Origin of the sequence: Gilliamella sp. wkB108 (genome assembly GCF_001690195.1) — a bacterium.
GTDB classification, from domain to species: Bacteria; Pseudomonadota; Gammaproteobacteria; order Enterobacterales; family Orbaceae; genus Gilliamella; species Gilliamella apicola_L.
The window spans coordinates 128,999-154,529 of the sequence record NZ_LZGM01000078.1 but is presented as its reverse complement, the minus strand read 5'-3'; the positions used below and the strand labels follow the sequence as shown (position 1 = coordinate 154,529).

Here is a 25,531-nt window from a genome sequence, read left to right as displayed (position 1 = left end):
TGGATACAATTAAAGATTAATTGCCGATTATACATGAAAATAATTCCAGAAAAGAAGAAAATTATTTAATATTTAACAATGAATATTAATTCAAAAAAATTGCATAATTATTTACTTTACTCAAAAAATAATTGGCTTAGAATAGGAGTAAATTATTTTTTGAGGATCACCAAATGAAATCACTAATTACGCGAGAACTGTTTGATAAAGTTATATTACCTATTTATGCACCAGCGCAATTTATTCCCGTTAAAGGTAAAGGTAGTCGTGTTTGGGATCAAAATGGTGAAGAGTATATCGATTTTGCCGGAGGAATTGCAGTAAATGCACTTGGTCATTGTCATCCTAAATTAGTCCAAGCATTACAAGAGCAGAGTGAAAAATTATGGCATGTCAGCAATGTTTTTACAAATGAACCTGCATTACAGCTTGCTCAAAAACTCATTGATAATACCTTTGCCGATCGTATCTTTTTTGCCAACTCAGGAGCTGAAGCTAATGAAGCGGCATTCAAACTGGCTCGTCATTATACCATTGAAAAATATAGTCCATATAAAACCAAAATTATCGCCTTTTATCAGGCCTTTCATGGACGAACTTTTTTTACAGTTTCTGTAGGAGGACAAGCTAAATATTCTGATGGTTTTGGTCCAAAACCTGCCGATATTATCCATGTACCATTTAATGATCTTGATGCGGTTAAAGCGGTGATGGATGATCATACATGTGCCGTTGTCCTTGAACCTGTACAAGGTGAAGGTGGATTAGCCTCAGCAACACCAGAATTTTTACAAGGTGTCCGTGCGCTTTGTGATGAACATAATGCTCTACTCATTTTTGATGAAGTACAATGTGGTATGGGACGTACAGGCAGTTTATATACCTATCAACAATACAATGTCATTCCGGACATATTAACTTCGGCAAAAGCACTAGGTGGAGGATTCCCTATTAGCGCAATGTTAACTACCGAGAAAATAGCATCAGTTATGCATCCGGGTGTGCATGGGACTACTTATGGTGGAAACCCGCTTGCTTGCGCCGTGGGTTGCGCCGCTTTTGATATTATTAATACTGCTGAGGTACTTGAAGGAGTACAAAAACGTCGTGCAATTTTTATTGAGCAACTTGAAAATATCAATGATAAATTCAAGGTTTTTCGTGAATACCGTGGTAAGGGATTATTGCTTGGTGCAGAATTACAACCACAATTTCATAATAAAGCACGAGACTTTTTAAATATTGCTACGGATTTTAAAGTCATGATTTTAAATGCTGGCCCAAATGTACTACGATTCACTCCGTCGCTCATTATCGAGGAAAATGAGATAAAAGAAGGAATGTCACGATTTGCAAAAGCGGTCGAAAAAGTTGTCAATTCTTAGGTTTTTCTATACAGTAACGGCATTTTAATTGATTAAGTGCTGTTGTTGTACTTAAAGGATCCTTATTTATGACTGATATTCGCCCATTGAATTATGCTAAAACTCATTTTATTTTGAGCGCACCTGATATTTCGCATCTCCCATCGGATACGGGGGTTGAAATCGCCTTTGCGGGTCGTTCTAATGCTGGTAAATCTAGTGCGCTTAATACACTCACTAATCAAAAAAGTTTAGCCAGAACCAGCAAAACACCTGGACGAACACAATTAATTAATCTTTTTGAAGTCGAAGAAAATTGTCGTTTAGTGGATTTACCGGGGTATGGTTACGCACAAGTTCCGGAAGCCATAAAACGCAAATGGCAAAAATCACTTGGTGAATATTTACAAAAGCGTGAAAGCCTTAAAGGATTAATTGTATTAATGGATATCAGACATCCATTGAAAGATTTAGACCAGCAAATGATTGAATGGGCCGTTTCTGTCGATATCCCAGTAATGCTATTATTGACTAAGGCAGATAAACTCGCTTCTGGCGCACAAAAAAAACAAGTCAATATGGTAAAAGAGGCAATTTTGCCTTTTCAAGGTGATATTACCGTCACCCCTTTTTCTTCACCAAAGCGCATTGGTCTTGAACCTTTGCAACAGAAATTAAATGAATGGTTTAATCTTCAATAATTTTTTATATATTTACTATTGTTATCTATGGTGAAATTGATATTTACTTTGATCAAAATGATATCTTCATAAAGGAAAAGTAGATAAACGATTAAATACAAATTGCCCGTGATGAAATTGATCAATATCATCACTCGCTGGCTTTTTTTCTATTTTATAGCGAGTATCATAAATAATCTGTATTTATAAATAACCAGTGTATAACTAGAATACTTAAGGTAGACATCTCATGAATAGCTCAGCTTTTTCATTTCACACATTATCCCCTGATCTTATTGTAGAGAGTTTAGCTTCGATTGATATTCGTATAGATTCAGGTTTGACGGCATTAAATAGTTATGAAAATCGTGTCTATCAATTTCATGATGAAGAGCGTCAACGTTATGTAGTTAAATTTTACCGCCCTTATCGTTGGAGTAGAGAACAGATCCTTGAAGAGCATCAATTTACAGCACAATTATTAGAAGCCGAGATACCGGTTATTGCGCCATTAACCTTCAATAACACTACGCTTCATGAATATCAAGGCTATCTGTTTGCACTTTTTCCTAGTGTTGGTGGCAGGCAATTTGAAGTAGATAATATAGAACAAATAGAATCTGTTGCGATGTTGCTTGGACGTATTCATCAAATCGGATCTGAACAACGATTTATATATCGCCCAACAATTGGTCTTGAGGAATATCTTTATCAACCACAAGAAATTTTGTTGCAATGTTCTTTGATTCCTAAAAAAATCCAATTCGATCTGCAAACTCTTTTAGCTCAATTGATTAAAACTGTGCAGAAATATTGGCACAATGACTGGCAAGCTATTCGTTTACATGGTGATTGCCATGCAGGTAATATTCTATGGCGAGACGGTGCAATGATTGTCGATTTTGATGATGCACGCAATGGCCCGGCAATTGCGGATCTATGGATGCTTTTATATGGTGAACGTCAAGAACAACAAGTACAGTTAGATATGATAATTGAACTCTATCAAGAATTTCATGATTTTGATACAAATCAACTCAAACTCATTGAACCATTAAGAGCGATGAGAATGGTTCATCATTTGGCATGGATCGTTGAACGTTGGCAAGATCCAGCCTTTCCAATTGCATTTCCTTGGTTAACTGAAATGGATTTTTGGTATCAACAATTAACCATATTTAAGCAACAAATTTTGGCAATTAAATCTCCACCATTAAGATTAATGTCAGGCATATAAAATAGATCTATCCAAATAATGGTTAGTTAAACAGATAATAGTGATATATTAAAAAAACCTTTAAAAGGTTATTGTACAATTAATTCAATAATTCCAATAAAATTGGTAAAGTAGGGCTTTGCATGATCAGTGCTTCTTTTTTCTTTTTCGATAGCTGCTTGATTTTGTATTCAAGTTTAAGTGCGGTGGAACGGTCACCGACCTTAATTTGATAAACAACTGACAGATCTTTATGTCCTTTTAAATGTTTAGCGCCTTTATTATTTTGATGCTGACGTAAGCGTCGAGCTACATCTGTGGTAATGCCTGTATAAAGGGATTGTTTAGCGGTTCGAATAATATAAACAAACCATATTGATACATTATCGGACATAAATAAGTGATAAACAGACTAAAGATAGCTGAATAATAGCATGGTTTATGCTTATTGCCGACATCGTTAATTTATATCATCCCTTATTAACTTAGTTCCTAAATTAAAGTTAATCGGTCAACAGCAAATTCATCTGGTAAATAGTTGTGTTTCGTTTACTTTAAGATAGATAATGTTTAAGATAGATCAATTTTTTTGATGTATTTCGAGGTTAAGTATTTTGAATAATTTTGCGAAAATTATTGAAACGCAACGTGGGGATATAAAATTTGCTTATGTCCAAAATGATGAAATAGATTATCTTGCCCTTTTTGACCAATTTATAGCTGAAGAAGGACATGGTGAGTTACTTGATCCTAGTGACAGAATTGAGAGATATACTTATTTAATTAATCACAATCAAAAGAAGTTTATTTTTAAAATTGACGGTGGTGTAGAGCATCGTCTGGAACGCCGAATTATTGCCAAAATTACAGGTGATTTTTATTTTAATTTGATTCATAAACTAGCCAAAATATCACTGGATAAATGTGATATTGCCTATGAGCTTTATTTAGTTGCTTTTGATCAAAAAACTAAACGTCACTATATGATTTTTAATTTTATTGAAGGTCGCTCTTTGACCTGGGATGAAATGAAACAATACGGTGATCAGATTAAACACTGTATTGAAACCCTACATAGTTACAATTTAGTCTCTAATGATATTCACGGAGGAAATTTCATTTTAACGCCTGAAGGGAAAATAAAAGCAATTGATTTGACTAATTCCGGTTTTATTTGGCTCACCAAAGCTAATGATGCAATCGAACTGCGCGATCGCTTCAATATCAAAATTAAAGTTCCTTTTTTAGCTATGGCATTTAAAGAATTTGCCCATGGTTTTAAACGATTATCACGTAAAATACGTGGTAAAGAAGATTAAAATTAGCTATCCAAGGTGAGGAAACCTCTCCTCACTTAAATATTTTTGCATGATATCAATTTTTAATATCGCCATTATTGATTTCAAGTTATCTGTCATTGCAAATAAAAAACTAATGCGTTATCTAAATCAATTAAATTTTTAGTTAACCCTTTCTTCTACTGGTAAATCATTGCATAAAAAGATAAAATTAATTAATTCAACCAAAAAAGGATGTGGCATGAGAAAGTTAATCGGGCTTTTTGTAGCATTTACAGTGCTTACAGGTTGTGTATCTCAAAAAATGGTGTCAATTTATCAGACTGAAGGTGTAGAGATTGTGCAGAATTCGTCAGGTGTGGACATTTTGAATAAATATAGCACATCTCGTTCGATTAAAGCCCTTCATTCCTCGTTATCGCTATGTATCGCTCAAGAGCTTGATAATAGTCCTGTTGTACTCACTAGTGAAAACTATTTTGGTTCGCGTTGGTGGTCTTATTATACTATGCCTAATCAACAAGCGATAACTGTTAATGGTGGTGAAACGATTAAATTGGTAGAAGGTAATAATGTGGTTGCTAATGCAGTAACTGATTATCAAAATTATTCAAAATATTTTGTTAGTTACACCTTAACTGCAACACGTAATCAAGATAATATTCGTTATCTATTTAGTAACATTAAACAAGCACAACAATATACCGGTTCAGTGGTCAATGATGGTTTTGAGAATGTAAAAACACTAGAAAGTGCGCATCCAAATTTGGTTATTGATACACTAAATAAAGAAGTAGATAAAATTCAAGCTTGTTTGTTACGCTAACAATAAGTAATAAAGAGTATAGCTTGTAAAGAAGTTTCAGGTTAGCTATACGTTTCAGTATATTTTTAATAAAAAACTTAGCTAGCCATTATTTCAATGGCTAGTTATCTAGCTATAAAAAGATAATGAATTCAGCTCCCTTTTTATGATAATAAACCTTCCAATTAATATTGGATTGTCAGATCTTTATATTAATTTTATTACAATCAACATATTCAACCTAAAAATCGATATTACGTTTTACTCATTCACTTTAATTTTTTTGCAAAAATCTCATCAAATCTGGATATAACATATCATTATTGATGATGTAGCTACCATGATCATGATTTGGAATAATTTTCAATTGTGAATCGGGTAGAGTATCAGCAATTTGAGTAAATAACTCAGGATGATAAATATCATTTTCAGCAGCAACAATTAGAGTTGGTACCGTAATTTTAGTTAACCAATTTAGCTCAATATTGGGTTGCTCTAACATCATTTTAAATAGGGGATCACCTGTTTGAGCATAATGTTGTTGTAAATATTGGTAACTCTCTTGAGTAAAATCTGATGGTTTTAAATTAACGCCTAATAATGCCATTTTTTTTATCATCGCTTGACAACGTAACGCTAGCAATAATGCAATAATCGCTCCATCACTAAAACCAATCAGATTAACGGATTTAAGTTGTAGTCCTTTAATCAATGCTTCAATGTCGTCAGCCATAACGTTATAGTCATAAACCGCCGTTTTTTCACTTTGCCCATGATTACGACTATCGACCGCATAAACAGTGAAATTCGATTTTAGTTTTGTAATTAATGGTGAAAAAATCTGATGATCCTCACCATTACCATGTAATAAAATGAGTGCCTCTCCATGACCCGTTTTTTGATAGTAAAGATTAACGCCGTTTACATAAATCATATTATTCCTGAGTAACCCTAATTTTCATATACAAAATAGTATAACAATATTACTAGCTTTGTCATAAACATCTCTGTGTCAAAAATCCTATATTTTGGTTATTGCTCTTTTTCTCCTAATATTATTTGTTATTAAACTAAAATTTCGTTATATTTAAAATTATATAGCGTATGCCATTATAAATAGTTCCATTATTAATTAACGCATAATATGTTTTTTAGGATGAACGATGAAAAAATACAGAAATTATCTAGTGAAATTAGGGTTGTTTTTCACATTATGTTTAACGTTTACTTGTGAAGCCAAGCAGGTAACTGATCAACTTAATCGTACCGTTGAAATTCCTGATAAAGTCGAAAGAGTAGTGGTATTACAACATCAAACATTGAATCTAATAGTACAACTCAATCGACAAGATACTATCGTTGGTGTACTCTCATCGTGGCAAAAACTTTTAGGCAAAGACTATGTCAGGTTAGCCCCCAATTTAGCAACAATGCCGACGCCCGGTGATTTAACCTCAGTAAATATTGAAAGTTTGATCGCACTTAAACCACAAGTAGTATTTGTTGCAAATTATGCACCTAAAGAAGTTATTGAACAGATCGAAAAGCTTAATATACCAGTAATTGCTATTTCTTTGCGTAAAGATTTAGCCTCCGAAGCGAATAAAATCAATCCTACCATGGTTGATGAAGAAACCACTTATAATGAAGGATTAAAAGAAGGCATTTTATTAATTGGCGAAGTATTAAACGCCAAAAATGACGCAACTGCATTAATTGATTATGCTTTTAAAAATAGACAGATCGTCACTGACCGCCTAAAAAACATCCCGTTAGAAAAACGCATTCGTGTATATATGGCCAATCCAGATTTAACTACTTATGGATCAGGGAAATATACCGGTTTAATGATGGAACATGCTGGTGCTATCAATGTAGCAACGGCAACAATTCAAGGCTTCAAACAAGTCACTATTGAAAATGTAATGCAATGGGATCCTCAAGTTATTTTTGTACAAAATCGATATCCACAAGTCGTCGAGAGTATTTTAACTGATAGTTTATGGCAAAATATTGATGCAGTTAAACAAAAACGTATTTATCTGATGCCTGAATATGCAAAAGCGTGGGGATATCCAATGCCTGAAGCTTTAGCTATAGGAGAGTTATGGATGGCGAAAAAATTATACCCAGAATTATTTACAGACATTGATATGCAAACACAAGCTGATAATTACTATTTGCGTTTTTATCGAACTCATTATCAAGGATTATAATAGATTTGATATGACTTTATTATCACATCAACGTATTCTTATTGGGCTAATTGTGATCACTATTGGATTAGCCCTGTTCTCACTGTTTTTAGGACACTATTCAATCTCAATTAACCAAATTTTTAAAGTACTTTACTCCCCTTTCATAGAGAGCCAAGATCATTTGTTTACTTTTCAACAGCAAATTATTTGGCAGGTAAGAATACCAAGAATATTATTAGCTTTTTTAGCTGGTTCAGGATTAGCACTTTGTGGCGCTGTGCTACAAGGATTATTTTATAATCCTTTAGTTGATCCTCACGTCATCGGCGTAACATCAAGTGCAGCTTTTGGTGGTACATTAGCTATTTTACTAGACTACTCAACCTTTGGATTGATCGTTTTAGCTTTTTTATTCGGAATATCAACATTATTATTAATTTTTATTCTTATTCATAGTCTAAAACAGAACAATATCTTAATACTAGTTTTAGTTGGATTAGTATTAAGTGGATTTTTTAGCGCCTTAGTGAGTTTAATGCAATACTTAGCCGACACTGAAGAAAAATTACCGAGTATTGTCTTTTGGTTACTCGGTAGCTTTGCTACTGCTAATTGGCATAAATTAATAATATTAGCAATACCCACCATTATTGCCAGTTATCTATTAATTCGATTGAGTTGGCGAATTAATCTATTATCTTTAGGTGATAATGAAGTAAAAAGCTTAGGAATATCAGTCTTATTTTCTCGTTGGTTAATATTGGTACTTTGTACTTTAATTATTTCTATTCAGGTTGCAGTTAGTGGTTGTATTGGTTGGGTAGGTTTAATTATTCCTCATGCGGCTCGATTATTAGTTGGAGGTAATCATCAACGTTTACTACCTATTGCATTTTGGTTAGGTGGTGGATTTATGATAATAATTGATGATATTGCACGCATAATTAGTACTTCTGAAATACCACTGGGCATCATTACTGCCTTAATTGGCGCGCCCTGTTTCGTTCTACTATTACGACAACAAATTTTACCGAGATCTTAATATGTCACTGACCATTTTAACTACACATGATTTAGTTTGTGGTTATCAAATTAACCATCCATTAACCTCACCGCTTAATATCGTGGTAAATAAAAATGATATCGTTGCAATATTAGGTGTTAATGGTCGAGGCAAAACGACCCTATTACATACTTTAATGGGTATTAACCAACCACTATCTGGAAAATTTGATTGCCGTTATCCATGCTGTTTTGTGCCACAAAATTTTACCTGCAATATTGATTATGCATTATGGGAAATTGTGGTTATGGGAAGTGTTAAACAATGGGGATTATTTGGTCAACCCGATAAAAAAACAACAGAGTTAGTACGAGATAATTTAACTCAATTGGGATTGGAAAAATATTACTATTCCCCCTTCTCTCAACTCTCAGGAGGGCAAAAACAACTTGCTTTAATTGCCCGTGCTTTGCTCACTAAATGTAAAATATTATTGTTAGATGAGCCAACTAACGCATTAGATCTCTATAATCAAAAAAAAGTCTTAAATATTCTAGCCTCACTAGTTAAACAGCAGGATTTGACGATTATTTTTACTACTCACGATCCAGCCCATGCGATGAACATCGCCAATAAGGTTTTATTATTGGATAATAAACAATATCAATATGGCTCAACCCATGCTTTATTGACTGAAAATAATCTAAGCCAGTTATACCATATTACTATGAAAAAAATAGTCTTAACAAAAGCACAAACCATTATTCCTATTTATGATCAGGGGCAATAACTTATGATGAATAAACTCAATATTTATGCCGCAGGCAGTTTACGCATAGCCTTTCCTGAAATAGCAAAATTATTTGCCCAGACTTATGCTTCTGAAATAGGCATGCAATTTGCTCCGGCTGGTTTATTGTGTGAAAAAATCATACAAGAAACAGCACATCCATTTGCCCACTTATTTGCTTCGGCAAATACGGTTCATCCACAGTATTTGATTAGCAAAGGACTAGCTGTATCTCACCATATTTTTGCACATAACCGATTATGTTTAACTGTACGTAATGATCCAAAATGGACAAATTATGATGCTTTAACGTTACTGTTAAATACTAATGCTAGAATTGGTATGTCTACACCTAAAAAAGATCCGTCTGGTGATTATGCATTTGCATTATTTGATAATATCGAAAATCATTACAATGGTATGGGTGAACAGTTAAAAAAACGCGCTAAACAATTAGTAGGAGGCTCTCTTACTTCTTCTATACCTAAAGGAATACATCCTGCTGAATATTTTTTGTTGAATGATATCATTGATGTTTATATTGGTTATGCCAATTATGCACCGGAACTTTTGAAAAACCGACAATTAGCTATGATTGAATTACCGACTGAATATAGTCCAGCAATTAATTATAGTATCGCATTACTTAATCATCTTCATCCACAGGCTAAGTTATTTATTGATTTTCTGATAAGCAATCAAGGTCAAGATTGTTTACAAAAAAATGGGTATATCAAAATAGATAGATAAAAACTATTTTATAAAACTGAGTATATGCAAGTTTATAATGTAAGTTCACAAGACTCTTATTTTATGTTTTTTTATGTAAAAATTCGTGTTCACTTACATTAATTACAAAAATAGTTAGATAACTTTCTTATTCTTTTGCTTTTTTTACTGCTATTTATACTGCCAATAGTATTAACCGAAATATAACTATGTTGAGGTATATTTATGAGCATGATGCAAAATTTGAAAGAAAATAAAACCTATATCGGATCTTTACCCCTACCTATTTTTATTGTTTGTTCCATTATCGTTATTATTGCCGCCCAATTAGATATGCTACCAAGATCATTAATTGGAGGGTTTGCGGTCATTTTACCTTTAGGGTGGTGTTTAGGGACGATTGGACAAAATATTCCGTTTTTTAAAAAATTTGGTGCGCCAGCAATACTATCATTAATTGTACCTTCTTTATTGGTTTATTATGGTGTCTTTGATGAAAATACATTAGCAGCAACAAAGATGTTAATGAAAGAATCAAATTTCTTACTCTTTTATATTGCTAGTTTAGTGTGTGGTAGTATTCTTGGTATGCATCGTGTGATTTTGGTTCAAGGTTTTATTCGTATGATGATACCAATGTTACTCGGTATGTGTCTAGCTGCAGTAGTTGGCGTCGCCGTAGCGGTAGCCTTTGGTGATACTTGGCAACACGCATTTTTTTATACTGTTTCACCGGTCATGGCTGGCGGTATTGGTGAAGGAGTATTACAGTTATCAAATGCTTATAGCAATATTCTTAATCAAAATTATGATTCTTTCGTAAGTGCTTTAATTCCTGCTACTGTAGTGGGCAACTTTTTTGCCATTACCTTTACCGCCATAATGAGTCGTATAGGTGAAGTTAAACCTCATTTAAGTGGTCATGGGCAACTAGTAAAAATTGAATTTGATGGTTTAGCTGATGCACTAAAAGAAGATAAAACACCTCTTGATGCAAAAGCAATGAGTGGTGCGGTTATGATTTTAGCTACTCTCTTTATTTTAGGTATGATTTTAGAAAAATGTATCCATTTCCCAGGTCCTGTATTGATGATTATTGCAACAGCCATTGTGAAATATTTCCGACTTTTACCTGAAAGTGTGGAACGAGGAAGTCAGCAATGGTATAAATTTATTTCGGGTAATTTTACTTTCCCATTAATGGCTGGTTTAGGGTTGTTATATATCGATTTAGGTAGTGTAGTCAATGTACTCACTGTTCCTTACTTTATAACAATAATTGCCGTAGTACTCACTGTTTCAATGACAGGGTTTATATGCAGTTTCTTCTTAAAAATGTATCCTGTTGAAGCATCAATTATCTCTTCTTGTCAAAGTGGTATGGGAGGTACAGGTGATGTGGCAATACTATCCACTGCAAATAGAATGAATCTGATGCCATTTGCTCAAGTGGCAACCAGATTAGGGGGTGCATTAATGGTCATTTGTACGACAGCACTGTTACGTTATTTAAATATGTGAGGAGAACATTCAGCACTTTAAAAAATCTAATCAATAATAATTTATTTTGGAAGTTTGTTATTGAGCCAATACAGATGTAATCGTGTAGAAAGTTAATCCTGTATTTTTTAAAAAGTAATCTAAAAGGAATGATTATGACAACTGTTCAAGAAAAAGCTTTAGCAATTAGCAAACAAATGCATGGTAAATTTGAGATAAATTCAAAAGTTCCTGTCAATTCAATGGCCGATCTGAGTGTTGCTTATACACCAGGTGTCGCAGCAGTATGCACAGAAATAGCCAATAACCCGTCATCAGTATATGAATATACCAGTAAACGCAACTTGGTAGCCGTTATTACTGATGGTTCTGCTGTATTAGGACTGGGTAATATTGGACCAGAAGCTGCAATCCCTGTTATGGAGGGTAAAGCCATCTTATTTAAGCAATTCGCTAATGTCGATGCCATTCCACTTTCACTCAATACTCAAGATCCTGATGAGTTAGTCAAACATATCGCTGCCTTAGCGCCCTCTTTTGGCGGAATCAACCTCGAAGATATTAGCGCACCAAGATGTTTTGAAATTGAAAAACGTTTACAAGAAATATTGGATATTCCGGTGTTCCATGATGATCAACATGGAACCGCTATTGTCGTTTTAGCTGCATTATATAATGCATTAAAAGTAGCAGGTAAAAAGATTGAATCAGTAAAAGTAGTCATCAATGGTGGTGGCGCTGCAGGGTTAGCTATTGCAGATATGCTACTTGCCGCCGGTGTTACTCATTTAACAATCGTGGATAAAATAGGAATTTTATCTGAGGATGATCATTCATTACCTTCCCACCATATGGCAATGGCTAAGCGAACTAATCGCGAAAAACAAAGAGGAACATTACAAGACGCCATCAAAAATGCCGATGTATTTATAGGTGTTTCAGCGCCAGGCGTATTAAAAGCTGAATGGGTTAAAACGATGGCTGCAAAATCCATTATTTTTGCTATGGCTAATCCAACGCCTGAAATATTTCCAGAAGAAGCAAAAGCTGCTGGAGCTTATATTGTTGGTACAGGGCGCAGTGATTATCCAAATCAAATCAATAATGTGTTGGCCTTTCCGGGAATTTTTAGAGGTGCATTAGATGCTAGAGCAAAAAATATTACTTTAGCAATGCAACTTGCTGCGGCTAAAGGTTTAGCAAGCATTATTCCAGCAGAAAAACTAGCAGTAGATAATATATTACCAAATGCATTTGAACCTAACGTCGCTAAAGTTGTTGCCGAAAGTGTGAAAAATGCAACGCAATATTAACGGGTTATTTCGTTAATAATATAACCTACTAATAAAATATTTTATTAGTAGGTTGCAGTTGATAGGTTAATATTATTCGTCTTCAGATTTATAAAATAAGTATTAAAAATGAATTATTTTTTTAATCGACTTTCATTAAAAGTAAAACTTATCAGTTTAATTTGTTTAGTATTTATCTTATCGGTAATTGCTGAAAATATATATATTATTCATGTTGTTAATGATGAATATTTAAGACTTTCCCGCCAACGCGTTGAAAATATTGCTAATATCATTTCAACCTCTGGCAATACTATTGACAACATGAATAACCCCACACCAGCAAATCTCGATTTTATTCAAAACGACACTGAACAAGCACGCCTATTGTCACAAGTTGATTTTATTGTAGTTTTTAATATGCAAGGCATCCGTTATTCTCATCCTGATAAAAATAAAATTGGTAAATTAATTGTTGGTGGTGATGAACAAAGAGCTTTACAAGGCGAATCTTATACTTCTATCGCTAAAGGAACACTTGGGAATTCTGTTCGTGCTTTTAGACCTATTTTTAATCATGAACATCAACAAATTGGTGCAGTGCTAGTTGGCCAAACGCTACAAAAAATAGATCATATGGCAGCACGAACCAGTCAACCGATCTGGTTATCACTATTTGCCTCATTAGCGGTAGCCATTATTTTGGCTAGTTTATTATCTCGTAATATTAAGAAAACGTTGTATGGCTTTGAACCGATAGAAATGGCGCAATTATTTGCCGAGCGAGATGCAATTATTAGTACAGTGAAAGAAGGTATTGTTGTGGTTAATCGTAATGGACTTATTACACAAATTAATAACGAAGCCATGCGAATACTACGTATCGAAGATAGCAAAGAAAATATTATTAATCGTCATATAACTGATATCATTCCTAATACTCGCTTACATGAAGTTATGATAAGCGGAATTGCAGAATATGATTGCGAACAAAATATCAATGGTGTTGTAATTTTAACTAATCGAACTCCCTTGTTTGTAAATGATTCGCTCGTTGGTGCTATAGCATCTTTTAGAGATATGACTGAAGTTCGACAATTAGCAGAAAACTTGACTGGTGTTAATCGTTATGCTGATGCACTACGTTCTCAATCTCATGAGTTTAAAAACAAATTACATGTTATTTATGGTTTAGCTTTTAATGATAATAAACAGGAGTTAATCGATTACCTTGAAGAGATTATCGGTAATAAACAGGCTGAATCTAAACTCGTTAGTCAAGCTATAAAAGATCCTATTATTGCTGGTTTTTTAAATAGTAAATTCAGCCGAGCAAGAGAATTAGGTGTTTCGTTATCTTTTAATATTGACGGTGTATTAGCATTAATACCAGATAGTTCTGTAACCCATAGTTTAATTACAATCCTTGGTAATTTAATTGATAACGGTTTAGATGCTGTACAGTTTTTAGACGACAAGCGGATCAGTGTTAATTTAGTTGTCGGCGATACTATTTTTCAAATTGAAATTAATGATAATGGTGAAGGAATTTCAGAAAAAGACATGCAACACATATTCCAAAAAGGTTACTCTACCAAAGGAGATAACCGCGGAATTGGTTTATATTTAGTTTTAGCCAGTATTGATGAACTTGACGGTCATATTCAATTGTGTGATCGAAGTGATAAAAAAGGAACTTGTTTTAGGGTATTATTACCTCTCAAAGCACTCTATCGGGAGAAAAAATCACATGGTTGATGTTTTGATTGTTGAAGATGATCCAATGGTAGCTGAGTTGAATAAAAAATATTTACAAATGTTGTCGGGATTTAATCTAATTGCAAATGTAAATAATGGAGAACAAGCACTACATTTTATTCATGATAATCATGTTGATTTAATATTACTTGATATTTTTATGCCTAAATTAAATGGCCTTGAGTTGTTAAAACATATTCGTATTAGTTATCCGAAAATTGATATTATTATGGTCACAGCTGCATGTAATAGCAATGAAATTCAAACCGCACTTCGTTTAGGAGTGATTGATTATATTGTTAAACCCTTCACTTTCAGTCGATTACGAACCGCTTTAATTACCTATCAAGAACGGGTACGCTTATTATCTTCTTCAAAAATCTTAAATCAAGATCAATTAGATGATCGTATTTTTGCAAAACCGGCAATTCATAATAAGGGGTTACCCAAAGGTATTGATATACAAACTTTACAAACCGTGCGTAATGTAATTAGTAAGTGTCAAAGTGATTTTTCTATGAGTGATATTGTTGAATTAATTCCATTGTCTCGAATTTCATTAAAAAAATACCTTGATTATTTAGAAGAGCGCGGAGAGCTTGAAAGCCATTTAACTTATTTATCAGTTGGTAGGCCTGTAAAGCGTTATATTTATCCAAATCAAGCTAACGATTAATCTTATTCATAAAATATTAGCATTAAAGAATTAATTTTTATTAATAACATAATCTACAAGTTATTTCATTATAATTCCCAATAAAAATAAATAGTTAATCAAAATCATATTAATATATTTTAAAATAGTATTGATTATCATTATCAATGAGATATTATTTTATTACCTGAAACCACATACAAGATAAAACAATGAAATTAAAATCCGTTACTTTATTAATAATAAGTGCTTTAAGTGCTAATTATGTACAAGCGAAAAACTATGATGCCACATCAGATGTTACTTTACCTTTTAATCAAGTTAATGAGCGCTACTTTTTAACCAATAGTAGTTCTACCCCTGTTAATATTACCGTTACAGACGGTTTGACCGTTAATAGTGAAGGCTCTTTTCACTTAGGGTTTAGTGGCAAAACCGACACTGAGACGCCGTCAGTTGCCGCAGGTGATATTAACATGAATATCAACGGTAATTTTCAAATTTATAATGATACCTGGATAGGTAAATTTGATACTAAATTCTTTACTCAATATCTCGGTTTACATAAAGACTACCCGTATGATCCGATTAATAATGACATTAATGTCCATGTAGCTGGTGATATTAATGTTGAATTAGGTGCAGATAAAAAAAGAGGTGGACTCATGATTTTGGCTGGTAATGTCATGGGTACTGGAACAAATACTTCAGGTAAAACTACCGTAAAAGTAGATGGAGATACCAATATTCGTAGTGGTGATAACCATTTAGCAGGAACTACATTAGCACCAGCTAAACTAATTACCCGTAGTTTTAACTTAACAGGTGGTGATATTGAGATTATCGGAGCGAAAACCGTATTAGAAACTACAAATAATGATAGCAATAGATCTTCTGTGTTGATAGGTAAAACAGGAAAAATGATCATCATGCGTGGTGGTACCGTTGATGTTAGTAACGGTGGTAATTTTAATGTGGTACAACAAGGTATATTAAGTGCCAGTCGAGGTAATGGCTTTGTTAAACTCGCATCAGATGGACAGTTGAATGTTGGCAAAAATGCTACGATTGAATCCACTAAGGGATCTCTTGCTATTAGTGATCAAGCGAACAAGGCATCGCAACTAAATATCGAAGGAATAATCAGCTTTGGTATCTCTGACTCACAACAGATAAATAATATTAGTGGCGATAATGTCAATGTCAAATCTTCTGCCAAATTTACTGGTACTGATGACTTTATTAAAAAAGGGCTAAAAAACACAGCAACCGAAGCTAATGTCTCTGTATTATCAGCAAATAATTCATTAAAGATAGCTAATATTAAAGAAGGTGAAACTAAATCGCTTATTCAAAATATATATGGCGATCTGAACTTTAAACTAACTGGTAATGAATTAAAATTTGTTAATGCTAGTAATGTCACTGATTTTACCAATGCATGGCAAACAAAAGCTGCCGCTGATCGCCAAGTTTCTCGTTATTATCAAGAAGTAGGAACCGGCTCTAAAAATGTAGCAAAACGCTTTTCCCAAAATTTAGCAAAAGTTTCGTATGAATCATTTTATAATCCTACAAATAATGGTGAAGTTATTTCCGATAAATCTTTAGCAGGAGATTTAAACTGGGCAGTATTAAGTGCAATGGGACGCGGTAATTTAGCGGTGGAAAATCGAGGTACTACATTACAATTTAATCGTGCATTAGCCGGAATATACAATAATAATCATGGTTTACATTTAACTGAAATAGCACTTAATTCATTTAACTATACTAAATCCACCTTAGATAACCGTATGCAACAATTTTCCCAAACCGGAAAATTAGCAGAGAATGATGACAATTTATGGATAAATCTCACTCACCATTATGAAAATACAGATAATCATCGTGGTATTTCTGGGTATAAATATACTTCTAACGGTTTTATCATGGGCTATGATAAAGAAGTTATTGATAATTTATTAATCGGCTCTGCCATAGGTTATGAATCTGGTGATTACAAAAATAAAGCTACATCATCCAACGATTCTGATACTAAAAATTATCAAATCCAACTTTATTCTAACTATAAATGGCCAACGAATATTGTTACTTCTGCCTATGCTGGATACTCTTATGGAAAAAACCATCTAAAAGCAAACGATAGGTATAATACGATTAAAGAAAATTTCCATAGCAATACGTGGGATATCGGAGCGTCTGTTGGTTATCAGTGGCAAGATATAGAACAATTAACATTAACACCTACTATTGGCTTAACTTATGTTTATACTGAAAATAGTGCGCATAATGTAAGTTATAATAATATTGATTTAGTCAAATATGGAAAAGCATCAAATGAGGCTTTGTTAATTCCAATCGACTTAATGGCAAATTATTCGCTTTGGCAAGATAAGGAAAGCCAACTGTTATTACGAGCCAAAACAGGTTATTCATTTAATTTAAGTGATGATGAATTTGATAGTGATATTACTATTAATGGTATTAATGGTTTATCTAAAATGAGTGCAAACTCTTCTAATCGTAGTAAAAATCAATACAACGTTGGTGGTGGTATAACTTATAAATACAATATGGTTGATATTAATATTGATTATCAATACTTTGGTGAAAGTAAGAGAAACTCAAATTATATTACCGCACTTGCTAAAATCAGTTTTTAATTTTTGATATTAATTAATTTGGATATTAATGATGCTCTATTTTTTGCAGAGCATCATCTATATTGAGGCTTGTCTTTATTCTTACAGAAAAAAGTGAACTATTTATCCATAGTGATTTCATCTAATGACAAACTAAAACTAGGGACAAATACATCCAGAAAATAATCCATTTCAGGGCTACTCCTTTCTGATAACGTCTTTTTTAGTCGTTGCTCTGCTAATCTAAACTCATTATTACCTGCACTAAGCTCTTCTATTGTTTTAAGGTAAGCACATAAAGCATCGGCTTGTTTAACGATGCTCTTTTCAGTTTCGTCATAAAAATCATCATCTATTAACGGTCTAAAATCGTCTTGCAACTCTTTAGGCAACATATTAATCAGTTTGTTTTGGGCTATTTTTTCTATCTTTTTATATTCTGTCGTTATTTGTGGATTGTAATATTTAGTTGGTGTTGGCAGATCGCCGGTAATGACTTCCGAAGCATCGTGATACATGGCTAATAAAGCAATACGTTCGGGATTAACTTTACCATTAAAACGTTTATTTTTTATAATCGCAAGCGCATGTGCCACAAAAGCAACTTGTAGACTATGCTCTGACACATTCTCGGTTCTAACATTACGCATTAATGGCCAACGATTAATAAGCTTCAAACGTGATAAGTGAGCAAAAAAATGACTTTTATTCATACACTACTCTCTTTGACTATAAAAATAAAAAACGCCTCCATTACACATGGAAGCGTTTATAAACAGTAATATTATTTCAATAAATAATTTTATGCTAAAACAAGCTGTTTAGTACTCAATGCTACCGGAACAGTTTGTTCTTCAGTGAAGGTCACATATTCCCATGCACTCTGTTTTGCTAATAATGCCTGTAATAACTGATTGTTTAATGCATGACCTGATTTATAACAAATCACTTCACCAATCATATTATGACCACTCATGTATAAATCACCAATGGTATCAAGCATTTTATGGCGCACAAACTCGTCTTCGAAACGTAATCCATCTTCATTCAGTACTTTATAGTCATCAACTACAATAGCGCAATCCAAACTACCACCTAAACAAAGTCCTTTAGATTGCAATGCTTCTATATCACGCATAAAACCAAATGTTCTTGCACGACTGATTTGACGAATAAACGCTTCAGAAGAAAAATCTAATTGGTAACGTTGTGAGCTACTATCAATAGCAGGATGATGGAAATCGATTGTGAAATCCAATCTAAAACCACTATATGGTCTAACTTCTGCCCATTTATCACCATTTTCAACACGTACAGTTTCTTTAACTCGTAAGAATTTTTTCTGTGCATTTTGTTCAGTAATACCTGCGTCAAGTAATAAATAAACAAATGGACTTGCACTACCATCCATAATCGGGATTTCAGGTGCGTTAACTTCGATAATAATATTATCAATGCCAAGTCCAGCTAATGCAGCATTAATATGTTCAACAGTCGAAATTCGAACGTTATCTTCGTTAATCAAACATGTACAAAGCATGGTATCTCGCACTGATTTTGCATCAACAGGAAAATCAACATACGGATTAACATCAGTACGACGATAAATAACTCCTGTATTTTCAGGCGCAGGACGCAACGTTAAAGTAACTTTTTTGCCGGTATGCAAACCAACACCAGTTGCTTGTATTGTCTTTTTTAATGTTCTTTGTTTCACTTTGCACCTACTTTTTCTATTTGTTCCTATTGACTATGACAATAAAAATTCAAATAAGTTCAATTTTAATTCGCTTGCTTACGGATAAAAGCAGGAATATCTAAAATTTTATTTTCTTCTAGTGGAGAAATAACTTGCTCATTAACTGCTTTAGCTATTTTCTCTTCTTGTCCCAAAGAATTACTTTGGCTAAACAAGGTATTTTGTGGCACAGATTTGGTAATTTTTACTTCTGGACGTTTATCCATACCAATACCTGTTGCAACAACTGTCACACGAATTTCATCAGACATATCAGGATCAAAGGTTGTACCAACAACAACTGTTGCATTATCAGAAGCAAATGCTCTAACTGTACTACCTACAGTTTCAAACTCTTCTAAGCCTAGATCTAAACCAGCTGTTACATTTACTAATACGCCGCGCGCACCAGATAAATCGATATCCTCTAACAATGGACTAGAAATTGCCATTTCAGCTGCTTCTTCGGCACGGTTATCACCACTTGCACGACCTGAACCCATCATAGCATATCCCATTTCAGACATCACAGTCCTAACATCGGCAAAGTCCACATTAATATGACCAGGTTTAGTAATTAATTCAGCAATACCTTGTACAGCACCTTTTAAAACACCATTAGCCGCTGCAAAAGCATCCAATAATTTAACACCTCGACCTAATACTTTTAATAATTTGTCATTCGGAATAGTGATAAGTGAATCGACATGTTTTGCTAATTCAGCAATACCTTGCTCAGCAAAAGCCATACGTTTCTTACCTTCAAAACCAAAAGGTTTAGTTACCACAGCAACAGTTAAAATACCTAATTCTTTAGCTATTTCAGCAACAACCGGCGCAGCCCCTGTTCCTGTTCCACCACCCATCCCGGCTGCAATGAAAACCATATCCGCACCTTCAATTGCGCTACGAATTACTTCTCGATCCTCTTCAGCAGAATTTCTACCGACTTCCGGATTAGCGCCTGCACCAAGTCCTTTTGTAACATTAGTGCCGATTTGGATGGTCTGACCTACCTTAATTCTTTTTAATGCCTGTGCATCTGTATTTGCAGCAAAAAACTCTACACCTTCGATGTGCTCAGCAATCATATGCTCGACAGCATTACCACCGCCACCACCGACACCAATAACTTTAATGACTGCTGCTGGCTCATCATCTGCAACCATAGGCTCAAACATAACTCATCTCCAAATTTACGATCTCACAACATTGTACAGATAACCGTCTACAATGTCCACGAAGTTCTTGAAATATATTAGCTAAAATTCTTTTTTAAACCAACCGGTCAAACGCTTAGCTATCCCTTTTAATGATGATTTATCACTATCTTTAGCATCATCATTCAATAAACTTTGTTTTCCATAATGCAATAGTCCTACAGCCGTTGAGCAATAAGGTTTTTGTACATAATCGGTTAATCCTGAAATGTTTAGCGGTTGTCCAACACGTACTTGATTTTGAAAAACTTTTTCAGCACACTCTACCATGCCTTTAATTTGTGCGGCTCCACCAGTTAATACAATACCTGCCGCTAATTGATATTTAACATTCTGTTTTTTTAGTTCTTCTTGAAGTGATAACAACTCTTTATGTACCAATGAAAGCAATTCTGAATAGCGTGGTTCAATCACATCTGCCAGAGTTTGCCTTTGTAATGAACGAGAAGGTCTTCCACCAACACTTGGAACATCGATCACTTCATCCTTTCCAATTAAGGAACCAACTGCACATCCATAACGGATTTTAATATTTTCAGCATCCATCGGTGGCGCGCCAAATGCATAAGCAATATCACTTGTTACTACATTTCCAGCATAAGGAATTACAACTGAATGACGTAAAGCGCCGCCTGTATAGACAGTCACATCCATTGTTCCTCCGCCCATATCAATTACGCATACGCCAAGTTCTTTTTCGTCGTCAGTTAATACCGCATAGCTAGAAGCTAAACCAGAAAAAATAAGTTGATCGACTTTTAATCCACAACGTTCAACCGCTTTGACAATATTTCTTGCCATATCATTATGACAGGTAACCAGATGAACTTTGGCCTTCATTCTAACACCAGAAAGACCAATTGGATTTTTAATCCCTTCTTGTAAATCTATAGAGTATTCTTGAGCAATAACATGTAAAATGCGGTGTTCATCTAAAATTCGGACTGATTTTGCAGTATGAACTACATTTTCAACATCTTCTGCGGTCACTTCTTCTTCGGCTATTGGCACCATACCGATTTCATTTTGGCAACGGATATGTTTACCTGAAAGGCTTAAATAAACAGAAGAGATTTGGCAATCAGCCATTAGTTCAGCTTGATCTACCGCACGTTGGATTGAGTTCACAACAGCTTCAAGATCATTGACACCACCTTTATCCACACCTTTTGACGGACAATGTCCTACCCCAATAATATTAATAATACCATCAGGAAGAACTTCACCAACAAGTGCAAGTACCTTGGATGTGCCTACTTCCAGTCCAACGACTAATTTTTTTTCTGTTGCTTTCATACTTCAGCCTTAATTTATTCCTTACTGCACTATTTTTTCTCTTTGTACTGAAATACCATTTTCATAACGTAAATCAGCTACCGTTATTCGTTCATCTACTGGAATCCTTGATTGAATTTCAGGAAATAATTTAATAAATTGATGAAATCGTTGCTCTATATTTTCACTACCTAATATCAATCTCATTTCCTGATTTTCAAGACAAAAATTACCGATACATTGTTTTACCATTAATTGCCATGCATTGCGTTCGTCAGCTAGCGCCGCTTTAATATGCAAAACTAATTGACTATTGGCTAATTTTTTAGAAATATTATCTAATTTATAATAAGTTTCTAATACTGCTTTTGCCTTTCCTTCCGGACCATAAAGTCTAGGTAATTGTAATTCAGCTATACGATCAAGTGGTACACTAAACACATTGCCTTTTTTATCCAGTAAAAAGAGATCATTCCAATAAAATGCCGGTTTGTACTCTTGTACATAAATAATTAATCTGTCAGGCCACTGTTTACGTACACTGGCCTGTTTAACCCAAGGAAATCGCATTACTTCTTGTTGAATATCATCAACGTCTTGACCTATATAGGTATTAGGTAGACCTAATCCTAATATCGCTTTGCGAATATCATCTTCGGTTGTATAGGTATGATCACCACTTAAAACTAATTGCGATAATACCATTTGTTCTGGGTTATCCATCCAATTTCTGATACTTTTAATAACCCATATACTAATCAAAATAATAGTAATAAAGAACAAAAATCCAATCAACTGTTCTGTATTACGAAAGATAAGCAGCTTTCTTTTTTTAATGTCTCGTCTTTGTGCCGCTTGCCGAACTTGTTTCATATAAGTAAGGCCAATTATATGGTTGCTAAATTCAAGATTCGATAAACCAGATCACTAAATGACCAACCATTTTGTTTTGCAGCCATAGGTACCAAGCTATGATCTGTCATACCTGGCGCCGTATTCACTTCGAGTAAATATGGATTTTGTTTTGCATCAAACATAATATCTACTCGTCCCCAACCTCGACATCCGACAGCCTTATATGCCTCTAAGGCTAATTTTCGAATCTGTTGCTCTTTCTCATTTGATAAACCACTTGGACAAAAATATTGGGTTGTATCTGATAAATATTTAGCATCATAATCGTAAAAATCAGTAGCTGGTTTGATATAAATTGAGGGTAATACTTCATCACCTACAATCGCTATAGTAAATTCAGGACCAGCTAAAAATGATTCAATCATTACTGAACTATCATATTTGAAAGCTACATCAATGGCATCTTTCAATTCAGAGGCTTGATTTACTCTAGTCATACCCACACTTGAGCCTTCATGACTAGGTTTGACAAATAAAGGTAACCCTAGTTGTTTTACAATATCATCAATTACGATCGATTGTGATTTATCAACCATAACAGAATCAGCAACAGGTAAACCAAGCGCTTTCCAAACGAGCTTTGTTTTTAATTTATCCATGGTTAGTGCAGATGATAAAACATCACTGCCGGTATAAGGGATATTTTGATAGGTTAAGATTGCTTGAGTAATGCCATCTTCACCACCACGCCCATGTAAAATCACAAAAGCCTTTGTGAAACCTTGTTCTTTTAAATTAGTAATAGGATGATCTTTAGTATCAATAAGATGAGCATCAATTCCTTTTGCTAATAATCCAGCTAATACAGCATTACCCGATTTAAGCGATACTTCGCGTTCGGCTGAGGTTCCACCATACAATACCGCAACTTTATCAACCATTATTGTTCCTCTTTAGAAAATAATTGAACATTAGCAAGCTGACGTGCAATACGGCCAACACTACCGGCACCTTGAGTTAGCAATAGATCATTACCTTTTAACACTTCTTTCATTATTTCTGGTAATAGTTCTAAGTCGGAAACATATATTGGATCAACCTTGCCTCGATTACGAATTGAACGACACAAGGAACGGCTATCAGCACCAGCAATGGGTGGTTCACCAGCCGAATATACATCTAACATGACTAATGCATCAACTTGGGAAAGTACTTGCGCAAAATCATCAAAGAGATCACGCGTTCGAGTATATCGATGAGGTTGAAATAACATGACTAAGCGCCGATCAGGCCAACCATTTCTTGCTGCTTGAATTGTTGCGTTAACCTCACTTGGATGGTGACCATAATCATCCACCATCATTATATCGTCACCATCAGGGTGTTCAAAAACGCCTAATAAATCAAATCGTCTACTGGTACCGGCAAATTTAGCTAATGCATTAATAATTGATTCATCATCAATACCTTCTTCTGTTGCTGCAATAATTGCTGCTGCTGAATTTAGCGCATTATGTTTACCCGGTGCATTTAATTCAATATGTAAATCGTTTCGATTTGGACGACAAACAGTATAATAACTAATACCTCGTTCTTGACGATAATCTTTTATCACTACATCCGCTTCTTCACTAAACCCATAAGTGATAATTTTGCGTCCTACAACAGGTAATAACTCCTTATTAATAGGATCGTCATAACACATCACAGCCAAACCATAAAAAGGAAGGTTACGTAAAAAAGAGATAAATGTTTGTTTGAGATTTTCAATATTGCCTTGATAGGTATCCATATGATCAGGTTCAATATTAGTGACAATAGATACCATTGGTTGCAAATGTAAAAATGATGCATCACTTTCATCTGCTTCTGCAATAAAATAACGACTACTGCCTAATTGTGCATGCGTACCTGCTGCTTTAACCAAACCACCATTGACAAAAGTAGGGTCAAGTTTCGCTTCAGCATAAATCGCTGTAACCATAGCGGTTGTCGTTGTTTTACCATGAGTACCAGCAATAGCAATACCATATCGAAAACGCATTAATTCTGCTAACATTTCAGCTCGTTGGATAACAGGAATACGCGCTTCTCGAGCCGCGACCACTTCAATATTATCTTGAGAAATAGCAGAAGAGATAACAACCACACTTGAATTAAGCACATTTTCAGCCACATGACCAATAACAACTTTTGCACCTAAGGTTTCTAAGTGCTGAGTAACGGCGTTTTCAGCGATGTCAGAACCACTAATTTCATAACCTTCATTAGCCAGGACTTCAGCAATTCCACCCATACCAGCGCCACCTATCCCCACAAAATGAATGTGTTTAACGCGTTTCATCTCCGGTACAATTGCTCTTAATTGAGCTAATTGCTTTGTATTCACTATTTGACTCCTAAAAATTTAATTTCTGTTTAGCGTTTTCTAATCTTTTTGCATTGAACATTTTTATAAATGATCGTTTTTAGTTCAATGTTATTATTAATTTACCTAAACATATACCTAA

23 protein-coding genes are annotated in these 25,531 nt (G+C 34.3%); 14 read left to right on the top strand and 9 right to left on the bottom strand.

What is annotated here, in order from left to right; genetic code table 11:
• The first annotated feature begins 173 nt into the window (after window positions 1-173).
• The 3 genes from argD (at window position 174) to A9G11_RS08570 (ending at window position 3,281) form a co-directional block, all read left to right on the top strand.
• A complete protein-coding gene (gene argD / locus A9G11_RS08580; protein WP_065619195.1) occupies window positions 174-1,385 on the top strand; it encodes a bifunctional acetylornithine/succinyldiaminopimelate transaminase in 1,212 nt (403 codons plus the stop codon).
• A 68-nt stretch (window positions 1,386-1,453) separates the two neighbouring features.
• Window positions 1,454-2,065 carry a ribosome biogenesis GTP-binding protein YihA/YsxC gene (yihA, locus tag A9G11_RS08575; RefSeq protein WP_065619194.1) on the top strand — a complete coding sequence of 204 codons (612 nt, stop codon included), beginning with the start codon at window positions 1,454-1,456 and terminating at the stop codon, window positions 2,063-2,065.
• A 229-nt stretch (window positions 2,066-2,294) separates the two neighbouring features.
• Window positions 2,295-3,281 (top strand): serine/threonine protein kinase, encoded by a 987-nt coding sequence (locus tag A9G11_RS08570; RefSeq protein ID WP_065619193.1) that lies wholly within the window; start codon window positions 2,295-2,297, stop codon window positions 3,279-3,281.
• 79 nt (window positions 3,282-3,360) lie between these two features.
• On the opposite strand, the gene A9G11_RS08565 is transcribed toward A9G11_RS08570, so the two are convergent.
• On the bottom strand, window positions 3,361-3,654 hold the full coding sequence (locus A9G11_RS08565) for a GIY-YIG nuclease family protein (protein ID WP_065619192.1): 294 nt from the start codon (window positions 3,652-3,654) through the stop codon (window positions 3,361-3,363).
• A gap of 220 nt (window positions 3,655-3,874) precedes the next feature.
• On the opposite strand from A9G11_RS08565, the gene A9G11_RS08560 reads away from it, so the two are divergent.
• Together A9G11_RS08560 and A9G11_RS08555 are read left to right on the top strand one after the other, a co-directional pair.
• On the top strand, window positions 3,875-4,579 hold the full coding sequence (locus tag A9G11_RS08560) for a lipopolysaccharide core heptose(II) kinase RfaY (protein ID WP_065619191.1): 705 nt from the start codon (window positions 3,875-3,877) through the stop codon (window positions 4,577-4,579).
• A gap of 220 nt (window positions 4,580-4,799) precedes the next feature.
• Entirely contained in the window at window positions 4,800-5,384 is a 585-nt protein-coding gene (locus tag A9G11_RS08555; protein ID WP_065619190.1) for a hypothetical protein, read from the top strand.
• 253 nt (window positions 5,385-5,637) lie between these two features.
• Here A9G11_RS08555 and A9G11_RS08550 read toward each other — a convergent pair whose 3' ends face one another.
• Entirely contained in the window at window positions 5,638-6,297 is a 660-nt protein-coding gene (locus A9G11_RS08550) for an alpha/beta fold hydrolase (RefSeq protein WP_065619189.1), read from the bottom strand.
• 229 nt (window positions 6,298-6,526) lie between these two features.
• Here A9G11_RS08550 and A9G11_RS08545 point away from each other — a divergent pair, with 229 nt between their 5' ends.
• The 9 genes from A9G11_RS08545 to A9G11_RS08505 all read left to right on the top strand — a co-directional run bounded on the left by A9G11_RS08545 (window position 6,527) and on the right by A9G11_RS08505 (window position 17,954).
• On the top strand, window positions 6,527-7,579 hold the full coding sequence (locus A9G11_RS08545) for an ABC transporter substrate-binding protein (protein WP_065619188.1): 1,053 nt from the start codon (window positions 6,527-6,529) through the stop codon (window positions 7,577-7,579).
• A gap of 10 nt (window positions 7,580-7,589) precedes the next feature.
• The gene (locus tag A9G11_RS08540) at window positions 7,590-8,603 is read left to right on the top strand and encodes a FecCD family ABC transporter permease (protein ID WP_065619187.1); all 1,014 of its coding nucleotides are present in this window, start codon (window positions 7,590-7,592) and stop codon (window positions 8,601-8,603) included.
• A 1-nt stretch (window position 8,604) separates the two neighbouring features.
• Window positions 8,605-9,354, top strand: a complete 750-nt coding sequence (locus tag A9G11_RS08535; protein WP_065619186.1) for a metal ABC transporter ATP-binding protein — start codon at window positions 8,605-8,607, stop codon at window positions 9,352-9,354.
• A 3-nt stretch (window positions 9,355-9,357) separates the two neighbouring features.
• Window positions 9,358-10,104 (top strand): substrate-binding domain-containing protein, encoded by a 747-nt coding sequence (locus A9G11_RS08530; RefSeq protein WP_065619185.1) that lies wholly within the window; start codon window positions 9,358-9,360, stop codon window positions 10,102-10,104.
• 204 nt (window positions 10,105-10,308) lie between these two features.
• On the top strand, window positions 10,309-11,604 hold the full coding sequence (locus tag A9G11_RS08525; protein ID WP_081298492.1) for a 2-hydroxycarboxylate transporter family protein: 1,296 nt from the start codon (window positions 10,309-10,311) through the stop codon (window positions 11,602-11,604).
• 128 nt (window positions 11,605-11,732) lie between these two features.
• Window positions 11,733-12,896, top strand: coding sequence for an NAD(P)-dependent malic enzyme (locus tag A9G11_RS08520; protein ID WP_442902983.1), 1,164 nt, complete (start codon window positions 11,733-11,735; stop codon window positions 12,894-12,896).
• 108 nt (window positions 12,897-13,004) lie between these two features.
• On the top strand, window positions 13,005-14,633 hold the full coding sequence (gene dcuS / locus A9G11_RS08515; protein ID WP_065619183.1) for a DcuS/MalK family sensor histidine kinase: 1,629 nt from the start codon (window positions 13,005-13,007) through the stop codon (window positions 14,631-14,633).
• Window positions 14,626-15,309 carry a response regulator gene (locus A9G11_RS08510; protein ID WP_065619182.1) on the top strand — a complete coding sequence of 228 codons (684 nt, stop codon included), beginning with the start codon at window positions 14,626-14,628 and terminating at the stop codon, window positions 15,307-15,309. Before dcuS ends, A9G11_RS08510 begins: the two co-directional genes overlap by 8 nt.
• Window positions 15,310-15,500: 191 nt before the next feature.
• On the top strand, window positions 15,501-17,954 hold the full coding sequence (locus A9G11_RS08505) for an autotransporter family protein (RefSeq protein WP_065619181.1): 2,454 nt from the start codon (window positions 15,501-15,503) through the stop codon (window positions 17,952-17,954).
• Window positions 17,955-18,052: 98 nt separating this feature from the next.
• Here the strand turns inward: A9G11_RS08505 and yfbR are convergent, their stop codons facing one another.
• From yfbR to murC, 7 genes are all read right to left on the bottom strand, one after another.
• Complete coding sequence (yfbR, locus tag A9G11_RS08500) at window positions 18,053-18,646, bottom strand: 5'-deoxynucleotidase (protein WP_065619180.1); 594 nt, start codon at window positions 18,644-18,646, stop codon at window positions 18,053-18,055.
• Between the two features lie 89 nt (window positions 18,647-18,735).
• Entirely contained in the window at window positions 18,736-19,650 is a 915-nt protein-coding gene (gene lpxC, locus A9G11_RS08495) for a UDP-3-O-acyl-N-acetylglucosamine deacetylase (RefSeq protein ID WP_065619179.1), read from the bottom strand.
• A 65-nt stretch (window positions 19,651-19,715) separates the two neighbouring features.
• Window positions 19,716-20,852, bottom strand: coding sequence for a cell division protein FtsZ (gene ftsZ / locus A9G11_RS08490; protein ID WP_065619178.1), 1,137 nt, complete (start codon window positions 20,850-20,852; stop codon window positions 19,716-19,718).
• Window positions 20,853-20,933: 81 nt separating this feature from the next.
• Window positions 20,934-22,187: a cell division protein FtsA gene (gene ftsA / locus A9G11_RS08485; RefSeq protein WP_065619177.1), complete on the bottom strand. Its 1,254-nt coding sequence runs from the start codon at window positions 22,185-22,187 to the stop codon at window positions 20,934-20,936.
• Between the two features lie 21 nt (window positions 22,188-22,208).
• On the bottom strand, window positions 22,209-23,039 hold the full coding sequence (locus tag A9G11_RS08480; RefSeq protein ID WP_065619176.1) for an FtsQ-type POTRA domain-containing protein: 831 nt from the start codon (window positions 23,037-23,039) through the stop codon (window positions 22,209-22,211).
• Between the two features lie 14 nt (window positions 23,040-23,053).
• Window positions 23,054-23,962 carry a D-alanine--D-alanine ligase gene (locus A9G11_RS08475; RefSeq protein ID WP_065619175.1) on the bottom strand — a complete coding sequence of 303 codons (909 nt, stop codon included), beginning with the start codon at window positions 23,960-23,962 and terminating at the stop codon, window positions 23,054-23,056.
• Window positions 23,962-25,410, bottom strand: a complete 1,449-nt coding sequence (gene murC, locus A9G11_RS08470) for a UDP-N-acetylmuramate--L-alanine ligase (RefSeq protein WP_065619174.1) — start codon at window positions 25,408-25,410, stop codon at window positions 23,962-23,964. The genes A9G11_RS08475 and murC overlap by 1 nt, the downstream gene beginning before the upstream one ends.
• Window positions 25,411-25,531: the final 121 nt, after the last annotated feature.